Origin of the sequence: Psychrobacter sp. T6-5, from assembly GCF_052258485.2 — a bacterium.
GTDB lineage: Bacteria > Pseudomonadota > Gammaproteobacteria > Pseudomonadales > Moraxellaceae > Psychrobacter.
In genome coordinates this window covers 1567194-1587694 of record NZ_JBQQEY020000001.1, presented here as the reverse complement: position 1 = coordinate 1587694, position 20501 = coordinate 1567194, and the positions used below count along the sequence as shown (strand labels likewise).

Below are 20501 nucleotides of genomic sequence, written 5' to 3'. Positions count from 1 at the left end.
TGAGCAAGCCGTACCGATGATATGATTATAATTTTAACGTAACCCATTATCTTAGCGAAAACAGGCGTAAAATACTACAATGAGCAAGCAACTACCACCATTCAATCATAAAAACCGTTAAGGATATAAAGATGGGCAATCGATTAAGCAAAATATATACGCGTACTGGAGATGATGGCAGCACGGGTATGGCTGATGGCAGCCGACTCAGTAAAGCTGACAATCTGTTCGGTGTCATGGGTGATATCGACGAGCTCAACTCACACATTGGACTGGTGCGTGCTCAACTACAAAGAAACAAAGGCCAATCGATTAGCAAGGATTTTTCTCAAGCCTTAGTTATTATTCAGCATCTATTGTTCAATATCGGCGGTGAGCTTGCCATGCCAGAATATGAGGGCGTCAATGCCACTCATATCGAGTGGCTAGAGCAACAAATCGATATGATGAATACCTCGCTGCCGCCATTAAAAGACTTTATTTTACCCACAGGTTCTGTACTGGTGAGCCAGTTGCATGTAGCACGTAGTGTGTGTCGCCGAGCTGAGCGCCAAGCTGTGTTATTGCAGGAGCAGCGCCCAGCAGCCATACGCCGCACTGCCATTAGCTTTATCAATCGTTTATCTGATTGGTTGTTTGTCGCCGCGCGCTTTTGTACGGATCCCGAACAAGTCTCTGAAGTATTGTGGGATAGTCAAGTCTTGCAAAACTTCGCTGACAATCGCTAGTGAATCAAACCTAATATTGCTAGCATTCTCTGAACTAGGTTGATTTTTCGCTGATAAAAAACCCCGCAGCACTCATGTTACGGGGTTTTTGTTACCTAGCAGTATCTATCAACTACCAGTTGCTAACTACTCATAAAATTGCAAATTAATAAGTAGCACTATCATCTTCAATGATGACCATATCGATGGTTTCATCTTTCGGCACTGCTTTTGGCGTCGCTGGCGTTACTGGTTTTTTGGTCTCAGTAGTTGCCGCTGCTTGATTGTTTTCTGTCGAGCTGTTTTGGTTGCTGGTCGGTTTATTGATGGTTGGCGGCGTCGCAGGTTCAGTAGGACGAATTGGCTCAACTGGCGTGATGGTTCTAGGCTGCTGACGAGCAGGTGCTGCTTGAGTATTATTGTTACTGCTTTGGGCTGCTGCACGGCGCTCAGCACGCTCCTCATCCATCGCAGATTTCAACACAGAGCCTGCCATCACATCTGAAACCACAGTAATCAATGCTGGCTGTCCAGCAATACGCGTGCGCACTTGTCCGCCTTGAGTACCGACAACATAAGCAAAGGCATCATCAACGAGCATGTTGTTATTGATACGGATATTGTCTTGCGCCAAACGAGATTGCAGGCTTGGCTGATTGTTAGCCGCTTGCACTTGACTGGCTTGATACAAATCTTCACTTGGCAGTGTCATGCTGACACTTGCTTGGCACGTTGTCATACCATTGTCATTGGCTTTTTGTAGTATGGCAGCGTTTTGTACATCGATAACCACGCCATTGATTTTTTCAGTGACAACGCCGCTTTCTAGGCTAATCTCGGCATCATTTGCATAATTAGCAGCCAACGCTTGTGCTTGTTGGTTGAGCGTATTTTTTAAAGCAGATTTGAGACGGTCTTGTACCATCGGGTCATCACAATTGATCGCAGGAGCGACGGTACTTTCGGTCGCTACTGGCTCTTGTTCCGTCATCTCTGCCGTATCAGCAGCATCTTCTTTCTCTGAGCGATCACAGCCTGCAAGCGCCAAACTACATACTATTCCGATTCCAGCCACTTTATGCCACTTGCTCAAACTTATATTTGCTACGCTCATATTTACTTTACTCCCAATTTACTGGTTCTTACCGCCACTGATGGACAGTATTTAACACTCAAACTGCATTGCAGACTTATAAAACAACTGTGTTGTTAACGGTCTGCGATAGATTTGAAAACCACATCATTATACGGTGTTTGGTTGAAATGGTCATTAGTGTAGCCCATGGATATACAAATAGCGCCCCTCATTATGGGTAAAACCTGCGTTTGGTTGCAAAAACATAACAAATACTAGAGAAATATCAGACACAAAATCCATTGGTTTACGCCACAAATTCTATTAGACGTTGATGTCATGACGATATATGATGAGTCGTAAAATCAGTCAGTAGTCATGTGATATGGTAAATTTTAAAAACACGCGTTTATTAGGTCATCGTGGCGCTCGTGGAGAGAGTTTAGAGAATACCTTTTCAGGCTTTAAGTATTCTCAAAATCTGACTTCACAAGGCTTGGCAGGGGTTGAATTTGATATTCAACTGAATGCGGATGGTCACTTGATTGTGTTCCATGACGATGATTTGGAGCGTATGTGCGGTCAACAGTCGCGAGTTGATCAGCTCGGGCTCACAGAGATTCAGTGCCGCTTACAATTCGGGCAGCCAATCATGACTTTAGCCAATATAGCACCTGCACTGAGCGGATTTAAGGTGATTGAGCTTGAGATTAAAACTCACAATAGAACCAATTATGCAGTGTTGGTTAATGCACTGGCGCAAGAGCTTATCGATACACCGCTTGCCAGCTTACCAGTGGTGCTGACCAGCTTTGATGTGGAGCTGCATAATCGGTTGCAACGCCACAAACTATTATCTCGCATACCACGAGGATTATTGATTCGCACGCCAGCTGCCTTGGCAGGAGCGACAAACACCGCTTTACAGCTTGGTTGTGTTCAGTTAGGTATTCATTATCCGCTTTTGACCCAAGCCGTTATCAAACATAGTCACCGTTATGGATTGCCTGTGAGCGCTTGGACGGTCAATGATATCCATACGATTGAACAGCTTATAAGCTGGAATACCGATGTGATTATTACTGACTTTCCATGTCATTTATTATTACCTTGAGCCGTCTATCCATATTTTTCCACTTTTGAATAAATCTCTTTTTTCACCCTCACAGTCCCTACATATCTATAGCGTTACTTACACTTTCTCTTAATGCCTGATAAGTCACCGGCATTTTTGACTCATACAGTCTATAATTCATACAAGTTATTGTTATTTAGCAATATTTTTATAGTGTATAAGTGTTCACTTTATACGTTTTTTCAGGTACTATGGGGACTTAAATTAATACCGTTAGGGATATTATATGATTGCAAAAAAAGCACTTGGCTTACCGCTTAAAGGCTTACGTTTCGCTATCAAATCTGGCGATACGTTTGTAAAGAACGCCAGCACTCAAGTCACGCGTTTCAAGACTCGTTTTGATGAAAAGAAAGCGCAAATGGCTCTTGACGAGCAGCCTACCGCAAAACGCAACTACGCTAACGCTTCTGAGCAAACTGATGTTCTGACAAAAGAGCAAAGCATTGATATGCGCGAGTTTGAATTTACAAAAGCGCCGATCAACTGGATTCCAGCGACTATTTTGGTAGCGACGCCAATCGCTGCTGCTATCATTACACCATGGTACTTATTTACTCATGAAGTGAGCGCACCTGTTTGGGGCGTATTTGGTGCCTTCATGGTATGGACAGGTATGAGCATCACAGCGGGTTACCATCGTCTATTGGCGCACCGTGCTTATAAAGCGCACCCAGTCGTTAAAAACTTTTTATTGCTTGGTTCTACCCTAGCGGTACAGGGCTCTGCGTTTGACTGGGTCTCTGGTCACCGTGTCCATCATCGTCATGTCGATGATCGTTTAGAAGATCCGTATTCAGCAAAACGCGGGTTCTGGTTCAGTCATATCGGCTGGATGCTGCGTAATTATCCTAGTGGCAAGTTCGACTACAAAAACATTCCGGACTTGACCAAAGACAGAGTACTACAGATACAACATAAGTATTATGGTCTGTGGGTCGTTGCTATGAACGTCGGTATGGTTGCCGCTATTGGCTGGTTGCTTGGTGATGTCTGGGGTACCTTGGTCATCGCAGGGTTACTGCGCTTAGTACTGACGCATCACTTTACGTTCTTTATCAACTCTTTATGCCATATGCTTGGTAATCGTCCTTATACCGATACCAATACTGCACGTGATAACTTCTTCTTAGCTATCTTTACGTGGGGTGAGGGTTATCACAACTACCATCACTTCTTCCAATACGACTATCGTAATGGCGTAAAATGGTGGCAGTATGATCCAACCAAATGGTTGATCGCTGGTTTGTCAAAGATTGGCTTAGCTTCTGATCTACGTACTGTAGATGATACGACGATCAAACATGCTGAAGTTCAAATGCAGTTCAAAACAGCACAGCAGCAAATTGATACGGCTACAAACAGTGGCATTGATCTTCCTCACGCGATGAAGAGCTTCCAAGATCGTATTAAATTTGAATATGATGCCTTTACACAGACTGTTGCAGAGTGGCAGGCGCTAAAAGCAAAAACAATTGAACTCAAAAAGACAGAATTCGCTGATCGCTTGCATGAAGCTGATGATAAGTTGAAGCATGATTATGCCAAGATTGAGCAAAAAATTCTTGAGCATAACAATAACTTGAAAAATGCTTTCCGTTCTATTGGTGTCAGCCAAAAAGCCGCTTAAATAGCATAATCAGCTACTATAATCGTAACGTTTCTCCTTCCCCCTATCCGTCCTAGATAGGGGGATTTTTTTGTTTATAATGTATAATTTATAGTTTATGTCACTACCTCTACTTTTAATAATCTTATCATCGTAGTAAATAGTGAAATATATAGGCTCAATCGTTGCGATCTCCAACCTAGAGATAATAATCAACTAGTCCACCAAATTCAGCTCACCTAAAGTAGCTCGTTTTATTTTTTGGCTAGATATTACAAGAGATGGACAGAGTGCAACGATGCCATATGAGTGCTATGTTATAGTGACATTCTCACTTTTATATTTTAATGGAAACGGCCTGTATGCGTTATCAAAATACTTATGTCAATCTCGACACGCGTCTTTATCATGAGCAGCCGCCCACGCCACTGGACACTCCCCGTGTTGGACACTTCAATACCCAAGTCGCACAGCAGTTAGGTTGGGTAGACAATGAAGACCTAATGACCAATTGGGTTGAGATATTGGGTGGCCAATATGTGCCAGCTGACTTTAGACCATTGGCAATGGCGTATGCAGGTCATCAGTTTGGACAATGGGCTGGACAATTGGGTGACGGACGCGGTTTGCTGATGGCGCAAGTGCTTGATAGCAATGGACAACCACAAGACTTGCACCTCAAAGGGGCTGGCCTGACGCCTTACTCACGCATGGGTGACGGACGTGCGGTCTTACGTAGTACGATTCGAGAGTACTTATGCGGTCACGCATTGACGCAGCTTAGTATCTCCTCTTCTAATGCCTTGGGTTTTGTTGTCTCTGATACGAGAGTGCGCCGTGAGCGTATCGAAGCGGGCGCCGCATTGATGCGTGTCGCTGATAGCCATATTCGCCTTGGTCATGTCGAATGGATTGCCAGCTTTGCACCTGACTTACTCGGTGAGTTTACCGACTATATGATTGATACTTATTATCCAGAGTGCCGTGATAGCGATGCACCTATAGCAGCGTTTTTGACCGCAGTCGTTGAGCGCACTGCTCGCATGATTGCTGACTGGCAACTGATTGGCTTTGCACATGGTGTGATGAACACGGACAACTTATCTATTACAGGTAGCACTTTGGATTTCGGGCCGTTTGGCTTTATGGAGCGCTTCAATCCTGCATGGATTAACAATCACTCTGACCACACTGGTCGCTACGCTTACCAAAACCAGCCCGCTATCGGTCATTGGAATCTGAACGTTTGGCTACCGCATTTTATGCGCCTGCAAGGTATCAACCGTGAGACGCTCTCTGAGTGCTTGGCACCTTACGAAGCGACCTTTATGCAGCATTATCAGCAAGGGCTATGCCGCAAGCTTGGACTACCACACCAAAGCGACAGCTTGAGCTTGGCTTTTGAATGGTTAACGCTGTTAGAAGACAACTTGCTCGATTATACCAATAGTTTCCGCGCGCTCCTCGGTTTGGTCGCGCCGAACGATCATCCTTATGAGCAAAAATTACTGACTACCATGATTACTGAATTAAGCAGTGATGCGCAGCAAATGTGGCAAGATTGGTCTATACGTTATCTGGCACAGGTTGAGCAATCATCAACTGTGCAAGCAATCAACGATATGCAGACCAATAACCCTGTGTACGTTTTGCGTAATAGTATGGCGCAGCGTGCCATTACTGCCGCAGAGCAAGGTCAGTTTGAAGAAGTCGATCGTGTCTATCGCCTGCTAGCTAATCCTTATCACGTCCAAGATATCGCGACTGATCTCGATACGAGTACACCGGCGCCGAACGTACCGCAAATGCCTATTAGCTGCTCATCTTAATATGGATGTATACTGTAATATTTTGAAATATTGTTAAATTAAGGTTGATATTTGTCTGTGTTTTTTGGCATTATCAACCAGATAAATAACGAATATCATTTTATTATATTATTCGCACGCTTCTATACGGTCGACTAGGCAGCGAATTGCCAATAATGGTAGAATGACTATTTTTGCTAGATTGCTTTTTTGACCTGATTTTTGATCAACGACCGCGATTCTGATGGTCGTTAGTCATTTAACGTTCAAAGCCCTTTGCTGATGATTATAATCATTCAATTATTTCTGAGGGTTAGACGTTTTTTATCACCATTTAATTTATTCCAATTTATTCCAACCATGGCAATTATTATGAATGACGATACCACTTCGAATACGGATAACCTCAGTACAGAAAAAGAGCAGTTTGAACAAGCTGCCTTACATTACCATGAGTTTCCACGCCCAGGTAAAATCTCAGTAACTCCAACTAAGCAGCTGGCTAACCAACGCGATCTAGCACTCGCCTACTCTCCAGGTGTGGCTGTACCGTGTCTTGAGATCCAAAAAGATCCAAAGCTCGCTTCTAAATATACGGCACGTAACAACTTAGTTGGTGTCATCACTAACGGTACTGCCGTACTAGGTCTGGGCAATATCGGTCCATTGGCATCAAAACCAGTGATGGAAGGTAAAGGCGTTCTATTCAAAAAGTTCGCAGGTATCGACGTTTTTGATATTGAAATTGACCAAAATGATCCAGATAAGTTCATCGAAGCTGTTGCTTCTCTTGAGCCTACCTTTGGTGGTATCAACTTAGAAGATATCAAAGCACCAGAATGTTTCAAAATTGAGCGCGTATTACGTGAGCGTATGAACATTCCTGTGTTCCATGATGATCAACATGGCACCTCAATCATTGTTGCCGCAGCGATGCTTAATGCGCTATTGATCACTGGCAAAAAAATCGAAGAAATTAAAGTTGTCTGTTCAGGTGCAGGTGCAGCCGCCATCTCTTGTCTAGACATCATTTGCGCGCTTGGTGTTAATAAAAACAACATTATTGTTTCAGATTCACGTGGCATTATCAGCACTAGTCGTGAAAACCTTGATGAAACCAAACAACGTTATGCTCGTGAGACAACCGCTACCTCTATCGAAGAAGTCATGGACGATGTTGATATGTTCCTAGGCCTATCAATGCCCGGTACACTATCAGAAGATATGGTTCGCCGTATGGCAAAAGACCCTATCGTCTTTGCACTTGCCAACCCAACACCTGAAATCATGCCAGAATTGGCACATGCGGTACGTCCAGACGTCATCATGGCAACCGGTCGCTCAGATTATCCAAACCAAGTAAACAACGCGCTATGCTTCCCGTACATCTTCCGCGGCGCATTGGATGTTGGTGCGACAACCGTCAACGAAGAGATGAAAGTCGCTTGCGTAAAAGCAATCGCTGCAATGGCACACGTCGAAGCTACGCCAACTACCAGTGCTAGAAACATCGAAAAGATGCAAAGTTTTGGTCGTGATTACCTGATTCCTGGCCCTCTAGAGCCAAATCTAATCATCGAGATCGCGTCTGCTGTTGCTAAAGCAGCGATGGATTCAGGCGTTGCCACACTACCGATCGATGACATGCAAGCCTACCGTCAGCGTCTGTCTGAGTTTGTTTATAACTCAGCGTTTGTGATGAAGCCAATATTTGCTCGTGCCAAAGCCGAACCGAAACGTATCGTTTACTGTGAAGGTGAAGACAATAATATCTTGCTCGCTGTGCAAGTTGTCGTTGATGAGAAGCTAGCGCAACCTATCCTGGTTGGTCGCCCTTCAGTTATCGAAGCCAATATCCAAAAGCTAGGCCTACGTCTAAAAGCTGGCGAGAATATTACCATCGTCAACGTTGATGACGATCCTCGCTACAAAGACTACTGGCAGGGTTATTACGAGAAAAACAAACGTCGCGGTGTTAGTATTGAGCTTGCTCGTCGTGATGTTCGTCGCAAAACCACTTTAATTGGTTCTTTACTGGTCGACAACGGTGATGCTGATGGTATGGTTTGTGGTACGTTTAGTGACTATCAGATGCACCTAAAATATGTTGAAAACGTCATTGGCAAAAAAGAAGGCGTCGATGATTTTTATGCGATGAATGCTGTACTGATGCAAGATCGTAATATCTTTATCGCTGATACTTATGTGCATGAAGATCCAACCGCTGAACAGTTGGCAGAAATGACTGTTTTGGCTGCCGATCAAATACGCCGTTTCGGTATCACGCCACGCGTTGCGTTGGTCTCTCATTCTAACTTTGGTGCTTCAAATCGTGCCAGCGCTGTCAAAATGCGTAAGGTTCATGAACTGCTTACCAATATGAATGTGGACTTTGAGTTTGAAGGCGAAATGCAAGGGGATGCAGCACTCAATGAACATATCCGCCTAAATGATATGCCATCAAGCCCATTGAAAGGTGCCGCAAACTTGCTAATCTTGCCAACCCTTGATGCATCAAACATTGCCTTCAACCTACTTAAGACAGCGACTGGTAGCGCTTCTATTGGGCCTATCTTATTAGGTACTAATAAGCCCGTACATATCTTGACGCCGTCAGCGACCGCACGTGGTATTGTCAATATGACTGCGCTTACGGTCACGGAAGCTCAAGACCTAGAAAACGAGAAGTAATTACACGTCATACGCTGTATGAATATGTGGTTCAAAAGGGCTCTGTCATCCATTGACAGAGCCCTTCTGCTATACTAAAACCAGTCAATGTAACTTATAAAGCATTGGCTGTTTTTTTTGATGAATAAAAATTGAGCTGGGGACGTATAGCTCAACAAAAAGAGGCTACTATGCAAATTTACCTTGTGGGCGGCGCTGTCCGTGATCGACTACTAAAACGACCCATTAAAGATAAAGACTTCGTTGTGGTTGGTGCCACCGTCGCAGAGATGCTTGATGCCGGGTTTCAGCAGGTAGGTGCCGACTTTCCTGTGTTTTTGCATCCCGCCACTCACGAAGAATACGCCCTTGCACGTACAGAGCGTAAGCAAGGCTCAGGGTATAAAGGCTTTAGCGTACATGCCAGCCCTGATGTGAGCTTGAAGGACGATTTACAACGTCGTGATTTGACTATCAATGCGATGGCTATCGAAGTCACTAGTCTCGCTGATGACACCCCCATCAGTGATGAAGTCATTGACTATTATGGTGGGTTACAAGATTTAGAGAACAAAACGCTACGTCATGTATCTGACGCTTTTAGCGAGGACCCTTTACGGGTGCTGAGGACAGCTCGATTTTATGGGCGTTATTATGATTTGGGCTTTACCATTGCGGAAGACACCTTGACCCTAATGCGTCAACTGGTCAACTCAGGAGAGCTTGCTCATTTGAGTGCGGAACGTATCTGGCAAGAATCAAGCCGTGCAACGATGCAGCTATCACCGCAAGTATACTGGCAGCAATTGTTTGAGATTGGTGCGCTCACAGAGTATTTTGACCCATTGCATGATGCTTGGGAGGACACTCATATACGAGAGACGGTTCAGACAGCATTATATTTTGCAGGCCAAATGCGCCTAAACTTGTCACAGCGTTGGGCACTGTTAATGGTCAGCCTGACCCCGTCACTATTTAATAATGAACATACGCATGACCAATCAAAAGCGCTAAGAGATATCAATGATATCGGTAATAAAGCTAAAGTCCCCAAAGCGCATACGCAGTTCGCTACCCTATTCGCTCAGCAAGCCGAAACTCTGAGCATGATAAACAGTCTGAGCGCTGCCAAAAAGATTGACCTTATACAAGCTTGTAGTGCTCATAAAGAGCCAGATAAGCTGTCACAGCTCCTTGTATGCAATCACGTCTTACAGCTGGCAACACAGCACCGTCAGATGATGCTGGCACTGAATAGCTTTCACGCTGTCGGCATGACTGACATTGCGCCAGACCTTAAAGGCCCCGCTATTGGTGCAGCCTTACGCCAAAGCAGGATTGATCACTTACAAGCGCATGACGCCTATTGAACAGCATTTTAAAAAGCATTGTCACTATGAACCAAGAACCTAACACTCTGCCATCAAAGAATACTGACACCCAACCTCCGGTGATGCTGGTAACCGGTAGCGCTAAGCGCATCGGTGCGGCCATTATCAGAGCAGCACACAGTCAAGGCTACCGCGTCATTATTCACTGTCATCGTAGCGAAAAAGAAGCTAATAGCTTAGCTGACCAACTTAATAAAAGCCGTGCTAACAGCGCAGTGGTTATTGTTGCTGATTTGGCAGTAGTCAATCATGGTGCAGCGTTAGAGGATTTTGTTAAAAATATCATAGAAGCGTTTGGGCAGCTAGATGTACTGGTACATAATGCGTCACGGTTCTACCCAAGCCCGCTTGGTAACATTGATTATACCCAGTGGGATGAATTACTTCTGACCAATGCCAAGGCACCTTTATTATTGAGTCAAGCGCTAGTGCCCTATCTGAAACATCAGCAAGGTTGTATTATCAGCTTATTGGACATACATGCGCAGGATAGACCGTTCAGTAATTATACGGTCTATAACATGGCAAAGGCTGCGCATCGAATGATGGTTCAGTCGCTAGCGTTAGAGCTGGCACCAGACATACGCGTCAATGGTGTCGCTCCTGGCGTCAACGTCTTACCCGACCCCAATGGCGACCAAGCCATGGATGAAGTACAACAAACCAATATTATCGATTCAATCCCCATGCAAAGAATCGGCAAACCTGAGGAGATTGCTCATAGTGTACTGTACTTGGTACAAGCAAGTTATGTCACAGGCGAGATTATCACAGTGGATGGTGGCCGTAGTTTGACCCTAGCTGGCGGTAGCGTTTGATCACCATCAAAACTGATAAAAAATTTATTGATTACTTGTTATCTTTTACTTGAAAAATTCAAAAAATCAGGTATCATTGTGCGTCTAACGTTAGGGCCCATAGCTCAGTTGGTTAGAGCAGAGGACTCATAATCCTTTGGTCGTAGGTTCAAGTCCTACTGGGCCCACCATATATAAGCTATACCATTAAAGACTTTCAAGCGATTGAAGGTCTTTTTTATTGTCTGGTTTTTTCTGACAGCACGAAAAAAGTAATCAGATAGTAATCGTTATTAGTATATTTATACTACCCTCATAAATAAGTGAGCCAAATTTTAGGCAAATAAAAAAATCCGACCACGTAAGTGACCGGATTTTTTCATATTTAGTGGAGATAGCAAGAGTGCACACAGAATCATAAACCAATGATTTAAAAGGCTTTTATATTATTAATCAATATCTTTGTGCTTATGGTGTGTTAGAAGCGATCATAAATCGCATTCTACATGCAAAAAAAGCCGCTAATCATTAGCGGCTTTTTTTCATAAATTATTTGTGCTTACATCTTATGTTGTTAATTTCTAGTTGTTAATCACTAATTAATGTAGAGTATCGGAATGGTGCTTTTTTGATGGATTTAAAAATAAGGACTTTAACAATGACCAGTGATAATGATGTGAAAATTGAATCAAACGCACTTAAAATTTTACAAAGAATAATTGATAAAAATGAAGACAGAAATTTAGATCGCCTTGCAAGTATAATTGAAAGAGATTTGAAAGAAAATGAAGATGGCATAAAAACAGAAGATAGAAATTTATTGCGACTCTTGTCAAACTCTGCCTCTATGAGTTTGACTCCTGAAAGTAATAACGAACCATTCAAAGCATCGATAATATGGCAAGACGGTAAACGCTCAGCTTTACCATCTGACTTCTCTCCAGATGACCTCAATATACTGTCAGATATAGTTAATAATATCAATTATCTCCCTCTCAAAGCGAGAGTGTTTGACTTGCTTTGGGTTTCAGGACAGTCGAATAAGTATACTCATGCGAGAAATGCTGTAAATTGTTATGTAGGTGAAGATATTGGTTGCAAGAAGCTATCAGAAATCGGAATAAAAGAGCTTGAACGCGCCTATCGTCTTTCCAAACAGATCAATTATAAAGAGAAATTGATAGTAATTGAGCAATATCTATACAACGCCCTTTATTCTGAACCTGACACTATTATTTATTCGATAGCTGATCTCACTGAAAGAACTGAGTCATTAAGAGATAAGGTCTCAGATATTGCTTTAAGACTAGAAGAGTTAGGTTTTAAATTTAAAGAATCTCAAAAATTCAATAACGCCATTCGTCATTTTGAGTTAAGTGCTAAATATCATGAAAGAGATAGTAGTCAAGAGAAGCGCATATTTACCTTAGTACAAGTGGCTGAATGTTACGCTAAAGATGCTGATATACACTTTAACTCAGGCCAAGGGCGAAAATTAATGTCGTCAAGCCTTTTTGAAAGTGCTATTAGAGCATATAGACAGGTACCAAATAAGTTTCGAGAAAGATATTCAGTTGATGACGAAATATCTAGAATTCGACATAAGCTTAGAGATTCAAGAATAAATATTGTTAATAGAATGATGACCTTTAGTCTTCCTTTTGAAAACCCAGAAAGTTTTATAAATGAGGCTAGAAATTTTGTAGCTAATAGCGAAACTGAATATGAAGCTTTTTGTCGTTTGTCTAATATATGTAAGACTCCAGATTATGAGGCTTTAAAAGAAAATGAAATCGAAAAAATGCGTAAGTATTTTTTCAGCTCCTTTGCTGAAGTAAGTCAATATTCAAGTAACGGAAGAATGATTGCTAAAATACCTGCGACTGGTTCTAATGATTCTAAAAATAATATTACTCTTGACGAAAAAATGATTAGTTTTTTTGGTATCTATATATTGGGAAATGTGAAGCTATCAATCATTCCAGCTCTCAGGCAGATTTTGAGTGAACATACTATAAGCAAGAGCTCTATTTTCAGTATATGCAACCTAAGTCCCGTAGTTCCAAAATCTAATATTGATTTGATCTCACACGCAATTTGGTTGGGTTTTGAACTTGATTTTTCCACCGCTATTCATTTAGTTGCACCTCAAATGGAACTGATTGTTCGAAACCAATTACAAAGTAACGGAGTACACACTGCTCAGCTACATGAAGATGGAATTGAGCACGAAAAAGGTTTAAGTGCTCTTTTAGATATGAAGGAATGTAATGAAATTCTTGGCAAAGATAATGTTTTTGAATTAAAGGCTGTATTCGCAAGCTCAAGTGGTCCAAATTTAAGAAACGAAGTTGCACATGGTCTTATAACTGATGATTCAGCGCAATATGTTGCGCCTGTTTATGCCTGGTGGATGCTTTTTAGAATGGTGATGCACTCTATAACAATACCTGCACAGAATCTTGATTCTGAGTAGCGTGATAGTTTTTCTAATACCTAATATTCAACAGATTAGGAGAGACAGGCCATCTTTCTTGTCTCTCCTTTATCTTAATAACACCCAAACTGACTACAGGTTTTACTATAATAATTGCCTTGTGAGTCAGTACCCGAATAAGTCCTACCCATTGAGCCATTATCCTGAATGGTCTGTCTCCATGTACTACCGTCTGAGCTTGTCCCATTCTGATAAGTGATATTTCCATACGTTGATGAATTTTGGCTCCATGTACTGCCAGTACGAGGATTATTGCCAGTCATGTAAGTTGAACTGCCAAACTTGTTTACCTGATAGTTATTCCCAGACTGAGGATCATTGCAACTATATAGATTACTTGATCCGAAGCACCCAGCATTGGCACCCGTCATAAACAAACCACTTAATAATAAAATCGATAGCTTACCCATGCTTATCTCCCTAATTAATTTCCTTAATTGAATATAACCAAACTAATGCTGATTAGCAATCAATTTGCTATAAGTAGCGCAAGCATTTTTCCAGTGTCGCACAAAAATCCTCGTAGCCATTAAAACCACCGTTAACGGTATTGCGAATGATGCGAGCGCCATAGTTCATTTTATAGTTATTTGTTTCAACACCTTTTGATGTAAGTGTATTTAAAGTATAACCGTCAGAATAGACATTAATCTTTTCAGCCTTTTCATTACAGCCGTTCAACTGCCAAAAAGCCATAGCAGCACGTACCGAATTATCTAGTTCTTCAATTAATTTAGGATTATCACCAAACTTAATACCTGTCATGTTTTGAAGTATGAAATAGTTATCTCTAAACGTATTCATGATCAGGCCGCCACCGCGATAATCCCATCCATCATTCGTGTTTGGTCTATTACCATATCGACCACCGTATAAGAAATTGGCTGTAGCTATCTGTCCTTTTGAAAGTAGCGCCTGAGCTTTGGCGACTGTCGGTACGCGAGACTTAAATACTGCAACAAGGCGGCTTGCTGAATAAGCAAAGCTCTCTCGCTTAGCGTTAAAACCTTGCGACTCAACAATACATGTAGCAATGAAGGCACACATTTGTTTGTGGGTAATAATATCGTACTGTGGCGCGTACTTCAGAATGATCTCGATGGCAGCAGGATTAATACCAGAGTAAACTTTTTTAAGATTACCTAACGTTAGATTGTAGTCTCTACCAACCGTTGATTTTGGTGACTTTACTGTCACACCTAGTCGTTTAATAAGGGTTTCACGGAATAAAATATCCTCTATTGCTTTGTTAGTAATATCTACTTGCAATTGAGTAAGCTTGTGTGGTGCTATGTGCTCGCGCAACTTGGAAAAAATATCAGCGTCGGTAATAAATGAACTACTCATCACAATTCCTTATTTTAGGTATAAAAAATGCCCCAAAATTGGGGCGTTTATTTGCCAAACACAGCAGCAAATGCCTGTTTGACTTCTTTTATGATGTCCGACAGCTTTTTGTTTGTAAACGTCAGCTCAATGCTGCGATAGAGCAAGCCAAGCGCAAGCAGACCAAAAATTGAAGACAATAAAAAAACAATGCCGACCGCTGCCATTGGAATATGCTGCAAGTCATAATAAAAAATAAATGACTCGCCGATTGCCAAGCCGATAGCTATAGAGACTGACATTTTTATAATAATACCCCAGCCGATTTTCAAGCTACCGTCTGGCTTGATATCGCCGCTAAATATTAGTGATACGACAGCGCCGATTGTTGCAAACAGTATTTTTGGCATATACATCAGCATCTTAGCTAGTAAAGCCTCTCCATTAATCATATAATTTCCTCAAATTTTTGATATAAAAAAACCACTCGAGTGAGTGGCTGTTAGTAACCTGCGTTTGCTTTACTTTATTGTCCCGCTATTGCCTTACTCTCTTGCAATGCTTTCACCAGTGACATAAGCAAACCCTCCTGATCTGCGGGCATCTCTGTTGAGACTTCCTTACCATTGAATGCAAGATCGAGTTTAATGGTCTTAATAGGACCATTATTGACTGGAGGGTTGTAGTTTTGCTGCTTGCTAAGATTGGCCACAGCATCAAGCGCCGATTGTGGTAGCTGCGCTTGTGGCACATAACCGCCCGCGTTCCTTAATGCTTCAGCAGCCCGCTGTGCTACAAGATTTTGATTCTTTATGTCTTGAGTGTTCGCATTATTAGTCTGCATTTGCTCAAGCTCAAATTGCCGATACTTGTAACTTAATTCAGCCACTCTTTTTTCATGTGCTTGCTGATCTGCGGCGCTTTGATAATTACTACTGGACTGGCTATTAGTGCTTAAATTACGCTCCCTGTTACGCTCAAGCTTAGTCTGGTAATCCTCACTCCTTTTGGCATCAATCCTGGCTTTCTCCGCCAATTCAGATAAATAAACCGATGGGCTTTTATACTTAGCCAGATCACTAGCTGTCAGCATCTGCCCTTCTTGGAATCCGTTTACCTTGTTCCAGTTTACACCGCCAGAGGAGTTACCAGCACTTGCAAAGAGTTTGCGAGTTTCTTCCATTGCTTGTTCAGCTGATAAACCTGCTGATTTTAAGAAGCCTTCGATTGATGTACGGTTCTGTAGATTGCCACCAATAGCCGGCGCTTCCTCTTTGCCGTAAATCCGCAAGTTTTGCATAGTAGTGCGTTCGTCTGCTACCGCCTGAGCTTCTTTGACCGCTTTAATCTTGGCTTGCAATTTATCATAAGCGGATGACGCATCATTAGCAGCGCGTACCATGCTATTTCCTGCACTGCCTGCGCTGCTAGATATACCATCATAAGCTGTACGGATGTTGTTGACTGAGCGAGTGACATTATCGTTTGCTGCTTTGGCCTGCCCCATCTTTTCAAATGTGACGCGGCCTGTTTCATCAACTGCGACTGTTAACCCTCGCTGCGCAGCCTCTGCTCTTAACTGAGCAGTAACCACATCGCCATTAGCTGCTACTGCTGCCTTGGCGTACTTCTTAAACCCGTCTGCAAGCTGACCTGCCGTGGCTTCACCGTCTTTGACGATAATGCCGTAAGCCTGCGTGTATGACTCTGCCTGTTTCGCTGCCTCCGCGCGCGTCGTAAGACCTAAGACCTTGTACGCCTCGTTGACGGAGTTGACCCCATCCGTCAGTGCGTCAAGTCGCTCATTAGCTAGATCAAGACCTGCTGCCAGATCCTCACCTGTGAGCTGTCCTTGTTTACCTAAATCCTCCCACATCAAGATAATATCTTGCAGCTCAGTAGTGTTTTTGGCCTTGTTGGTCATGTCATTCAAGGCGGCAAACAGTACCTCACCTGTTTGATAACCTGCATCAGTCAGGACATCGAAAATATCTGATAGCTCTAGCACCGATGCTTTTGCATCTGCATAACCTTGCGTAATGCCAACACTTAGCGAGTCAGCAAGCTCACGATAGGTTTTATCTAAAGCTTTTGCTGCACCCTGCGCTGATGCTGATGCTGCTTGCTCATCAGTCATTTTTTCGACAATAGCCTTACCTGTCTCACCAATGGCAACTGTCAGATTGCGTTCTGCTGCCTCTGCTTGTAGCGCTCCCAATGCTGACTCACCGTAAGCCGCTATCTGAGCATTAGCCATTTTGGTAAAAGCACCCTCTACAGCGTCGGCTGACGCCGTACCACTTGCTGCCATTGTGTCATAAGCGTTTGTTGCCGCCTTAGCTGCAGCACCCATTCTGTCTTGAGCTGTCATGGCTGCATCATCAAGCGCTGCTTTAGCGGATGACGTGAAGTCTAATATTGCTTGGTCTGCTTTAGCATAGGAGCTTGTTGCTGCCTCATCCAAACGATCAGCAAAATCCTTTAAAGATTGAGCTGCTTCGCCAAATGTAAGCATTGATAACCCGCGAGCTAGTACAGCCACAAAATTTGCAGCCACACCAGAAACAACATTTAGTGCAATACCAATAGTTTCAAATCCATCATTGATAGCGCCAAGTATAATGCTTACACCCTGCATAGCCCTTGTTATAAGACCTACCTTTTCTTCTGCTGTTTCCGAGCTGTTAGTAATAGCCTCAATCCAATCGTTAATCTGATTGTATGTATCGACAATCGTTTTCCATAACGTGCCAACTGTGGTTATCAACTGATTGAATATTTGATTAACAGCCGCAACTGTTGACGGGTCCATATTGCTTAGACTATCACTGACTGAATTGACGGCATTAGCTAGTAACGAGGATTGATTTACCGACTTATCCATCTCACCGACAAACTCAAAAAGTTGGTTTTTAGCTACCTGCAGAGCATTGCCAACCGTATTGGGTAGTGAACCAAACTCGCTCGCAATCGCCTCTCCTTGCGACTGCACTGCATTAATGACGACCTCTGATGTTAGTTTGCCATCTTGTGCCAATGCTCTTAATTCACCACGAGTCACACCTAAACCGTCAGCCATAGCCTGAGCTAAACGCGGCGCCTGCTCCATGATGCTGTTGAATTCTTCGCCGCGTACGACGCCTGACTGCAAGCCTTGAATCAACTGAGTGATTGCAGCGTCAGCGCTAGCAGCACTACCACCAGATAACTGAATAGCCTCGTTAATGGTGCGAGTGATTTCTAAAACTTGCGATTGCGCTAATCCTAACTCTTCACCAGCCTGTGAGATTCGAGCAAATAATTCACCCGTGCTTTCAATATTACTAAATGTCTCATTAGCAATCTGTTTAACGCCTTCAAAGCCTGTGACAAACGCAGCGCCTTCGCCAGTGGCTAACTTCACCCGAGCCTCTAGCGTTTTAAATGCGTCCGACACTTCGATGATTTCAGCAATGCCAATACCAAGACCAGCAGCTGCCAACATACCTTGCAAACTACCCATAGCATTACGAACACCATTGATGCCGCCAGTGAACCGCTGTGAGCCTTGATTAACTCTATCTTGAGTGTCATCAAGACCGTTAAGCTCATTCTCAAGCCGTCTAATCTGCTCCTCGGCTGCGCGCGTCGCTCGCTCGATTTCAGCAGCAGGGCGACCGCTGTTATTCTGAAAATCTACTAATGCTCGACTGATACTATCAATCTCACCGCGTATAGTCTCAGGCACTCGGATGTTAGCCATACGATAGAGAGCATTACGTGCACTGTCAGCGGTCGTGCTAGCTCTATTCATTGCGCCTGACAGCTCATTTGCAAGACTGACACTGGCACTGCGAGCGCTGTTCAGCTCTTGCTCCAAACGATCAACCTCTTGTGTCGCTCGTAATATATCTTCAGGACTTGCGTTAGTCTGGCTTAATCTTACCGCCTCTTGTCTTGCCACATCTAACTGACGGCCTAGACGTGTGACTTGTAAAGCAGACGCCTCCATTGCTGCTGCGACCTGCTCACCTGACAAGTTGGCGCCTGCACCCATCTGTCTGAGTTGGTCGGCTGTGGTGCGTATCTCAGCAGTTAATCTGTCAGCGCTGATATTATTAAGACCTGCGAGCATCGTTGATGCGCGCTCAGTATCAGTACTCATTTGATTGACATTGCGCTGCACCGATTGAGCGTATTGCGTAAACTTATCACGCGCTTGATTGATGCCGTTATTAAACTGCTCATTGAGCACACGCAACTGCACGTTAAAATCTAAATCACCTGCCATATGGCGCACCTCAAATTTTGGACATAAAAAAAGCCCACCGACTAGGTGAGCTTGTTAATTTATTCGTTGTTTATTTAAAGGCGCTTGCCCTATCAGGGTTTGGTAGTTTACTAGCTTTAATATATCGCTCGTTAATATGGTAGCGATTTAAACTATCGCAATCGATAAAAACAACTGGCGTTTTACCTGGCTTGCTTTTGTTTTCTGACAGTCCAGCATAGATTATCGATTCGTTTGGCGCTTTTCTACCAACCAAATGCACCGCCTTGTCCAGTAATTGGTTGATACGCTCAAAACCATCATCGCCCCAAACTTCATGAGCTGTTGGCCACTGTTCTAATGTCATATAATTTATATCAGGCGTTTTCGCTTCTATCATAACTTCCATAATCTATCCTTTTCGATTAGCATGTTAGCCTGTGCACTTCTTAATAATCTCAAAATACTTAGCGTGCGCCTCGTACTTTTCAATCATATCTTTTGTGATATCAGCTTTTGCATTGCTCATGAATTTAATATAACCCAGTATTTCTGCGTCCATGCCTACTAGCATGTTAGCCTGAGCTCTAGTTAGACAAGGCGTCACTGTCAGACTTTCAGCTTCACGTCTTATCGACTGCAAGTCTTTGACAGCAGAAGATAATGCAATTCTAGCAGTGCTACCAGCGACAACACTAGCGTCACCCCATCGGCGCATTATTTCATCAAGCTTTGCTCTATCTTCTTTTTCCAGATCAATACTTGTGTATTGAGTATCTGGTCGAAGCTCCGCTTCTTTGTCAGCTATTATTTTTTGCGCCTTCTCTGGCATTGCTTCTAGCTCGATGCGACTTTGTTCTGCCTTTGCTTGATTCGCCTTATTAATTTCCGCTTGAGCAACGCTAGCACGCATAGCCTCGGTTTCAGCTTGGCGTGCTGCTATGCTGTCTCTAGATTGGGCGCTGCTGTAGTAATTGAATCCAACGATGGCCAGTAAAGCTATAGCTGCAATAATGAGTATTTTTTTAATGTCCATCAATGGGTGTCCGATATAAGTTAGTTAATAACTAAATCTAACCGATTGTTTACTTTTGAGCAATATTAGCTTTTCATAAACTCTTTCCAGCCTTTCGCATCTGCTTGCGATACTCGCATAGCGATAGCCATATCTTTGATGCTTTGCTGCTTATCTTTAGCTAACGCCTTAGATAATTCCCACCATTCGCCAAACGCCATA

At 43.1% G+C, this 20501-nt stretch carries 16 protein-coding genes and 1 tRNA gene; 9 read left to right on the top strand and 8 right to left on the bottom strand.

The genetic code is table 11. The features are described from left to right. Positions 1 to 131: 131 nt before the first annotated feature. Positions 132 to 728 (top strand): cob(I)yrinic acid a,c-diamide adenosyltransferase, encoded by a 597-nt coding sequence (locus ACTXGK_RS21545; RefSeq protein ID WP_075106051.1) that lies wholly within the window; start codon positions 132 to 134, stop codon positions 726 to 728. Between the two features lie 145 nt (positions 729 to 873). Here the strand turns inward: ACTXGK_RS21545 and ACTXGK_RS21540 are convergent, their stop codons facing one another. Further along, positions 874 to 1821 (bottom strand): hypothetical protein, encoded by a 948-nt coding sequence (locus ACTXGK_RS21540; RefSeq protein WP_443517027.1) that lies wholly within the window; start codon positions 1819 to 1821, stop codon positions 874 to 876. Positions 1822 to 2167: 346 nt separating this feature from the next. Between ACTXGK_RS21540 and ACTXGK_RS21535 the strand changes: the two genes are divergently transcribed. The 8 genes from ACTXGK_RS21535 to ACTXGK_RS21500 all read left to right on the top strand — a co-directional run bounded on the left by ACTXGK_RS21535 (position 2168) and on the right by ACTXGK_RS21500 (position 13668). Continuing rightward, complete coding sequence (locus ACTXGK_RS21535) at positions 2168 to 2896, top strand: glycerophosphodiester phosphodiesterase (RefSeq protein ID WP_443517029.1); 729 nt, start codon at positions 2168 to 2170, stop codon at positions 2894 to 2896. Between the two features lie 472 nt (positions 2897 to 3368). Continuing rightward, a complete protein-coding gene (locus ACTXGK_RS21530; RefSeq protein WP_201598791.1) occupies positions 3369 to 4547 on the top strand; it encodes an acyl-CoA desaturase in 1179 nt (392 codons plus the stop codon). Positions 4548 to 4888: 341 nt separating this feature from the next. After that, complete coding sequence (locus tag ACTXGK_RS21525) at positions 4889 to 6355, top strand: protein adenylyltransferase SelO (RefSeq protein ID WP_443517031.1); 1467 nt, start codon at positions 4889 to 4891, stop codon at positions 6353 to 6355. 351 nt (positions 6356 to 6706) lie between these two features. Beyond that, positions 6707 to 9025: an NADP-dependent malic enzyme gene (locus ACTXGK_RS21520; protein ID WP_443517033.1), complete on the top strand. Its 2319-nt coding sequence runs from the start codon at positions 6707 to 6709 to the stop codon at positions 9023 to 9025. A gap of 170 nt (positions 9026 to 9195) precedes the next feature. Next, the gene (locus ACTXGK_RS21515; protein ID WP_443517034.1) at positions 9196 to 10374 is read left to right on the top strand and encodes a tRNA nucleotidyltransferase/poly(A) polymerase-related protein; all 1179 of its coding nucleotides are present in this window, start codon (positions 9196 to 9198) and stop codon (positions 10372 to 10374) included. A 26-nt stretch (positions 10375 to 10400) separates the two neighbouring features. Next, the gene (locus tag ACTXGK_RS21510) at positions 10401 to 11213 is read left to right on the top strand and encodes a pteridine reductase (protein WP_443517036.1); all 813 of its coding nucleotides are present in this window, start codon (positions 10401 to 10403) and stop codon (positions 11211 to 11213) included. Positions 11214 to 11306: 93 nt separating this feature from the next. Beyond that, positions 11307 to 11383 (top strand) — tRNA-Ile (locus ACTXGK_RS21505). 467 nt (positions 11384 to 11850) lie between these two features. Beyond that, positions 11851 to 13668, top strand: coding sequence for a DUF7380 domain-containing protein (locus tag ACTXGK_RS21500; RefSeq protein WP_443517038.1), 1818 nt, complete (start codon positions 11851 to 11853; stop codon positions 13666 to 13668). 74 nt (positions 13669 to 13742) lie between these two features. Here ACTXGK_RS21500 and ACTXGK_RS21495 read toward each other — a convergent pair whose 3' ends face one another. The 7 genes from ACTXGK_RS21495 to ACTXGK_RS21465 all read right to left on the bottom strand — a co-directional run bounded on the left by ACTXGK_RS21495 (position 13743) and on the right by ACTXGK_RS21465 (position 20500). Continuing rightward, positions 13743 to 14099: a hypothetical protein gene (locus ACTXGK_RS21495; RefSeq protein ID WP_443517040.1), complete on the bottom strand. Its 357-nt coding sequence runs from the start codon at positions 14097 to 14099 to the stop codon at positions 13743 to 13745. A 67-nt stretch (positions 14100 to 14166) separates the two neighbouring features. After that, positions 14167 to 15036, bottom strand: coding sequence for a glycoside hydrolase family 19 protein (locus ACTXGK_RS21490; RefSeq protein WP_443517042.1), 870 nt, complete (start codon positions 15034 to 15036; stop codon positions 14167 to 14169). A gap of 47 nt (positions 15037 to 15083) precedes the next feature. Next, positions 15084 to 15467 (bottom strand): hypothetical protein, encoded by a 384-nt coding sequence (locus ACTXGK_RS21485; protein WP_443517043.1) that lies wholly within the window; start codon positions 15465 to 15467, stop codon positions 15084 to 15086. Between the two features lie 74 nt (positions 15468 to 15541). Continuing rightward, entirely contained in the window at positions 15542 to 19285 is a 3744-nt protein-coding gene (locus ACTXGK_RS21480) for a tape measure protein (RefSeq protein ID WP_443517045.1), read from the bottom strand. A gap of 70 nt (positions 19286 to 19355) precedes the next feature. Next, entirely contained in the window at positions 19356 to 19673 is a 318-nt protein-coding gene (locus ACTXGK_RS21475; protein ID WP_443517047.1) for a hypothetical protein, read from the bottom strand. 24 nt (positions 19674 to 19697) lie between these two features. Beyond that, a complete protein-coding gene (locus ACTXGK_RS21470; protein WP_443517049.1) occupies positions 19698 to 20300 on the bottom strand; it encodes a hypothetical protein in 603 nt (200 codons plus the stop codon). A gap of 65 nt (positions 20301 to 20365) precedes the next feature. Continuing rightward, positions 20366 to 20500, bottom strand: a complete 135-nt coding sequence (locus ACTXGK_RS21465; RefSeq protein WP_265089082.1) for a hypothetical protein — start codon at positions 20498 to 20500, stop codon at positions 20366 to 20368. Position 20501 lies beyond the last annotated feature (1 nt).

What these genes read in the sequence shown, in the direction of transcription:
- ACTXGK_RS21485 (WP_443517043.1), bottom strand. Translation starts at nt 15,467, where the DNA reads ATGATTAATGGAGAGGCTTTACTAGCTAAGATGCTGATGTATATGCCA.
- ACTXGK_RS21480 (WP_443517045.1), bottom strand. Translation starts at nt 19,285, where the DNA reads ATGGCAGGTGATTTAGATTTTAACGTGCAGTTGCGTGTGCTCAATGAG.
- ACTXGK_RS21470 (WP_443517049.1), bottom strand. Translation starts at nt 20,300, where the DNA reads ATGGACATTAAAAAAATACTCATTATTGCAGCTATAGCTTTACTGGCC.
- ACTXGK_RS21515 (WP_443517034.1), top strand. Translation starts at nt 9,196, where the DNA reads ATGCAAATTTACCTTGTGGGCGGCGCTGTCCGTGATCGACTACTAAAA.
- ACTXGK_RS21510 (WP_443517036.1), top strand. Translation starts at nt 10,401, where the DNA reads ATGAACCAAGAACCTAACACTCTGCCATCAAAGAATACTGACACCCAA.
- ACTXGK_RS21475 (WP_443517047.1), bottom strand. Translation starts at nt 19,673, where the DNA reads ATGGAAGTTATGATAGAAGCGAAAACGCCTGATATAAATTATATGACA.
- ACTXGK_RS21535 (WP_443517029.1), top strand. Translation starts at nt 2,168, where the DNA reads ATGGTAAATTTTAAAAACACGCGTTTATTAGGTCATCGTGGCGCTCGT.
- ACTXGK_RS21520 (WP_443517033.1), top strand. Translation starts at nt 6,707, where the DNA reads ATGAATGACGATACCACTTCGAATACGGATAACCTCAGTACAGAAAAA.
- ACTXGK_RS21540 (WP_443517027.1), bottom strand. Translation starts at nt 1,821, where the DNA reads ATGAGCGTAGCAAATATAAGTTTGAGCAAGTGGCATAAAGTGGCTGGA.
- ACTXGK_RS21500 (WP_443517038.1), top strand. Translation starts at nt 11,851, where the DNA reads ATGACCAGTGATAATGATGTGAAAATTGAATCAAACGCACTTAAAATT.
- ACTXGK_RS21545 (WP_075106051.1), top strand. Translation starts at nt 132, where the DNA reads ATGGGCAATCGATTAAGCAAAATATATACGCGTACTGGAGATGATGGC.
- ACTXGK_RS21495 (WP_443517040.1), bottom strand. Translation starts at nt 14,099, where the DNA reads ATGGGTAAGCTATCGATTTTATTATTAAGTGGTTTGTTTATGACGGGT.
- ACTXGK_RS21525 (WP_443517031.1), top strand. Translation starts at nt 4,889, where the DNA reads ATGCGTTATCAAAATACTTATGTCAATCTCGACACGCGTCTTTATCAT.
- ACTXGK_RS21490 (WP_443517042.1), bottom strand. Translation starts at nt 15,036, where the DNA reads ATGAGTAGTTCATTTATTACCGACGCTGATATTTTTTCCAAGTTGCGC.
- ACTXGK_RS21465 (WP_265089082.1), bottom strand. Translation starts at nt 20,500, where the DNA reads ATGGCGTTTGGCGAATGGTGGGAATTATCTAAGGCGTTAGCTAAAGAT.
- ACTXGK_RS21530 (WP_201598791.1), top strand. Translation starts at nt 3,369, where the DNA reads ATGCGCGAGTTTGAATTTACAAAAGCGCCGATCAACTGGATTCCAGCG.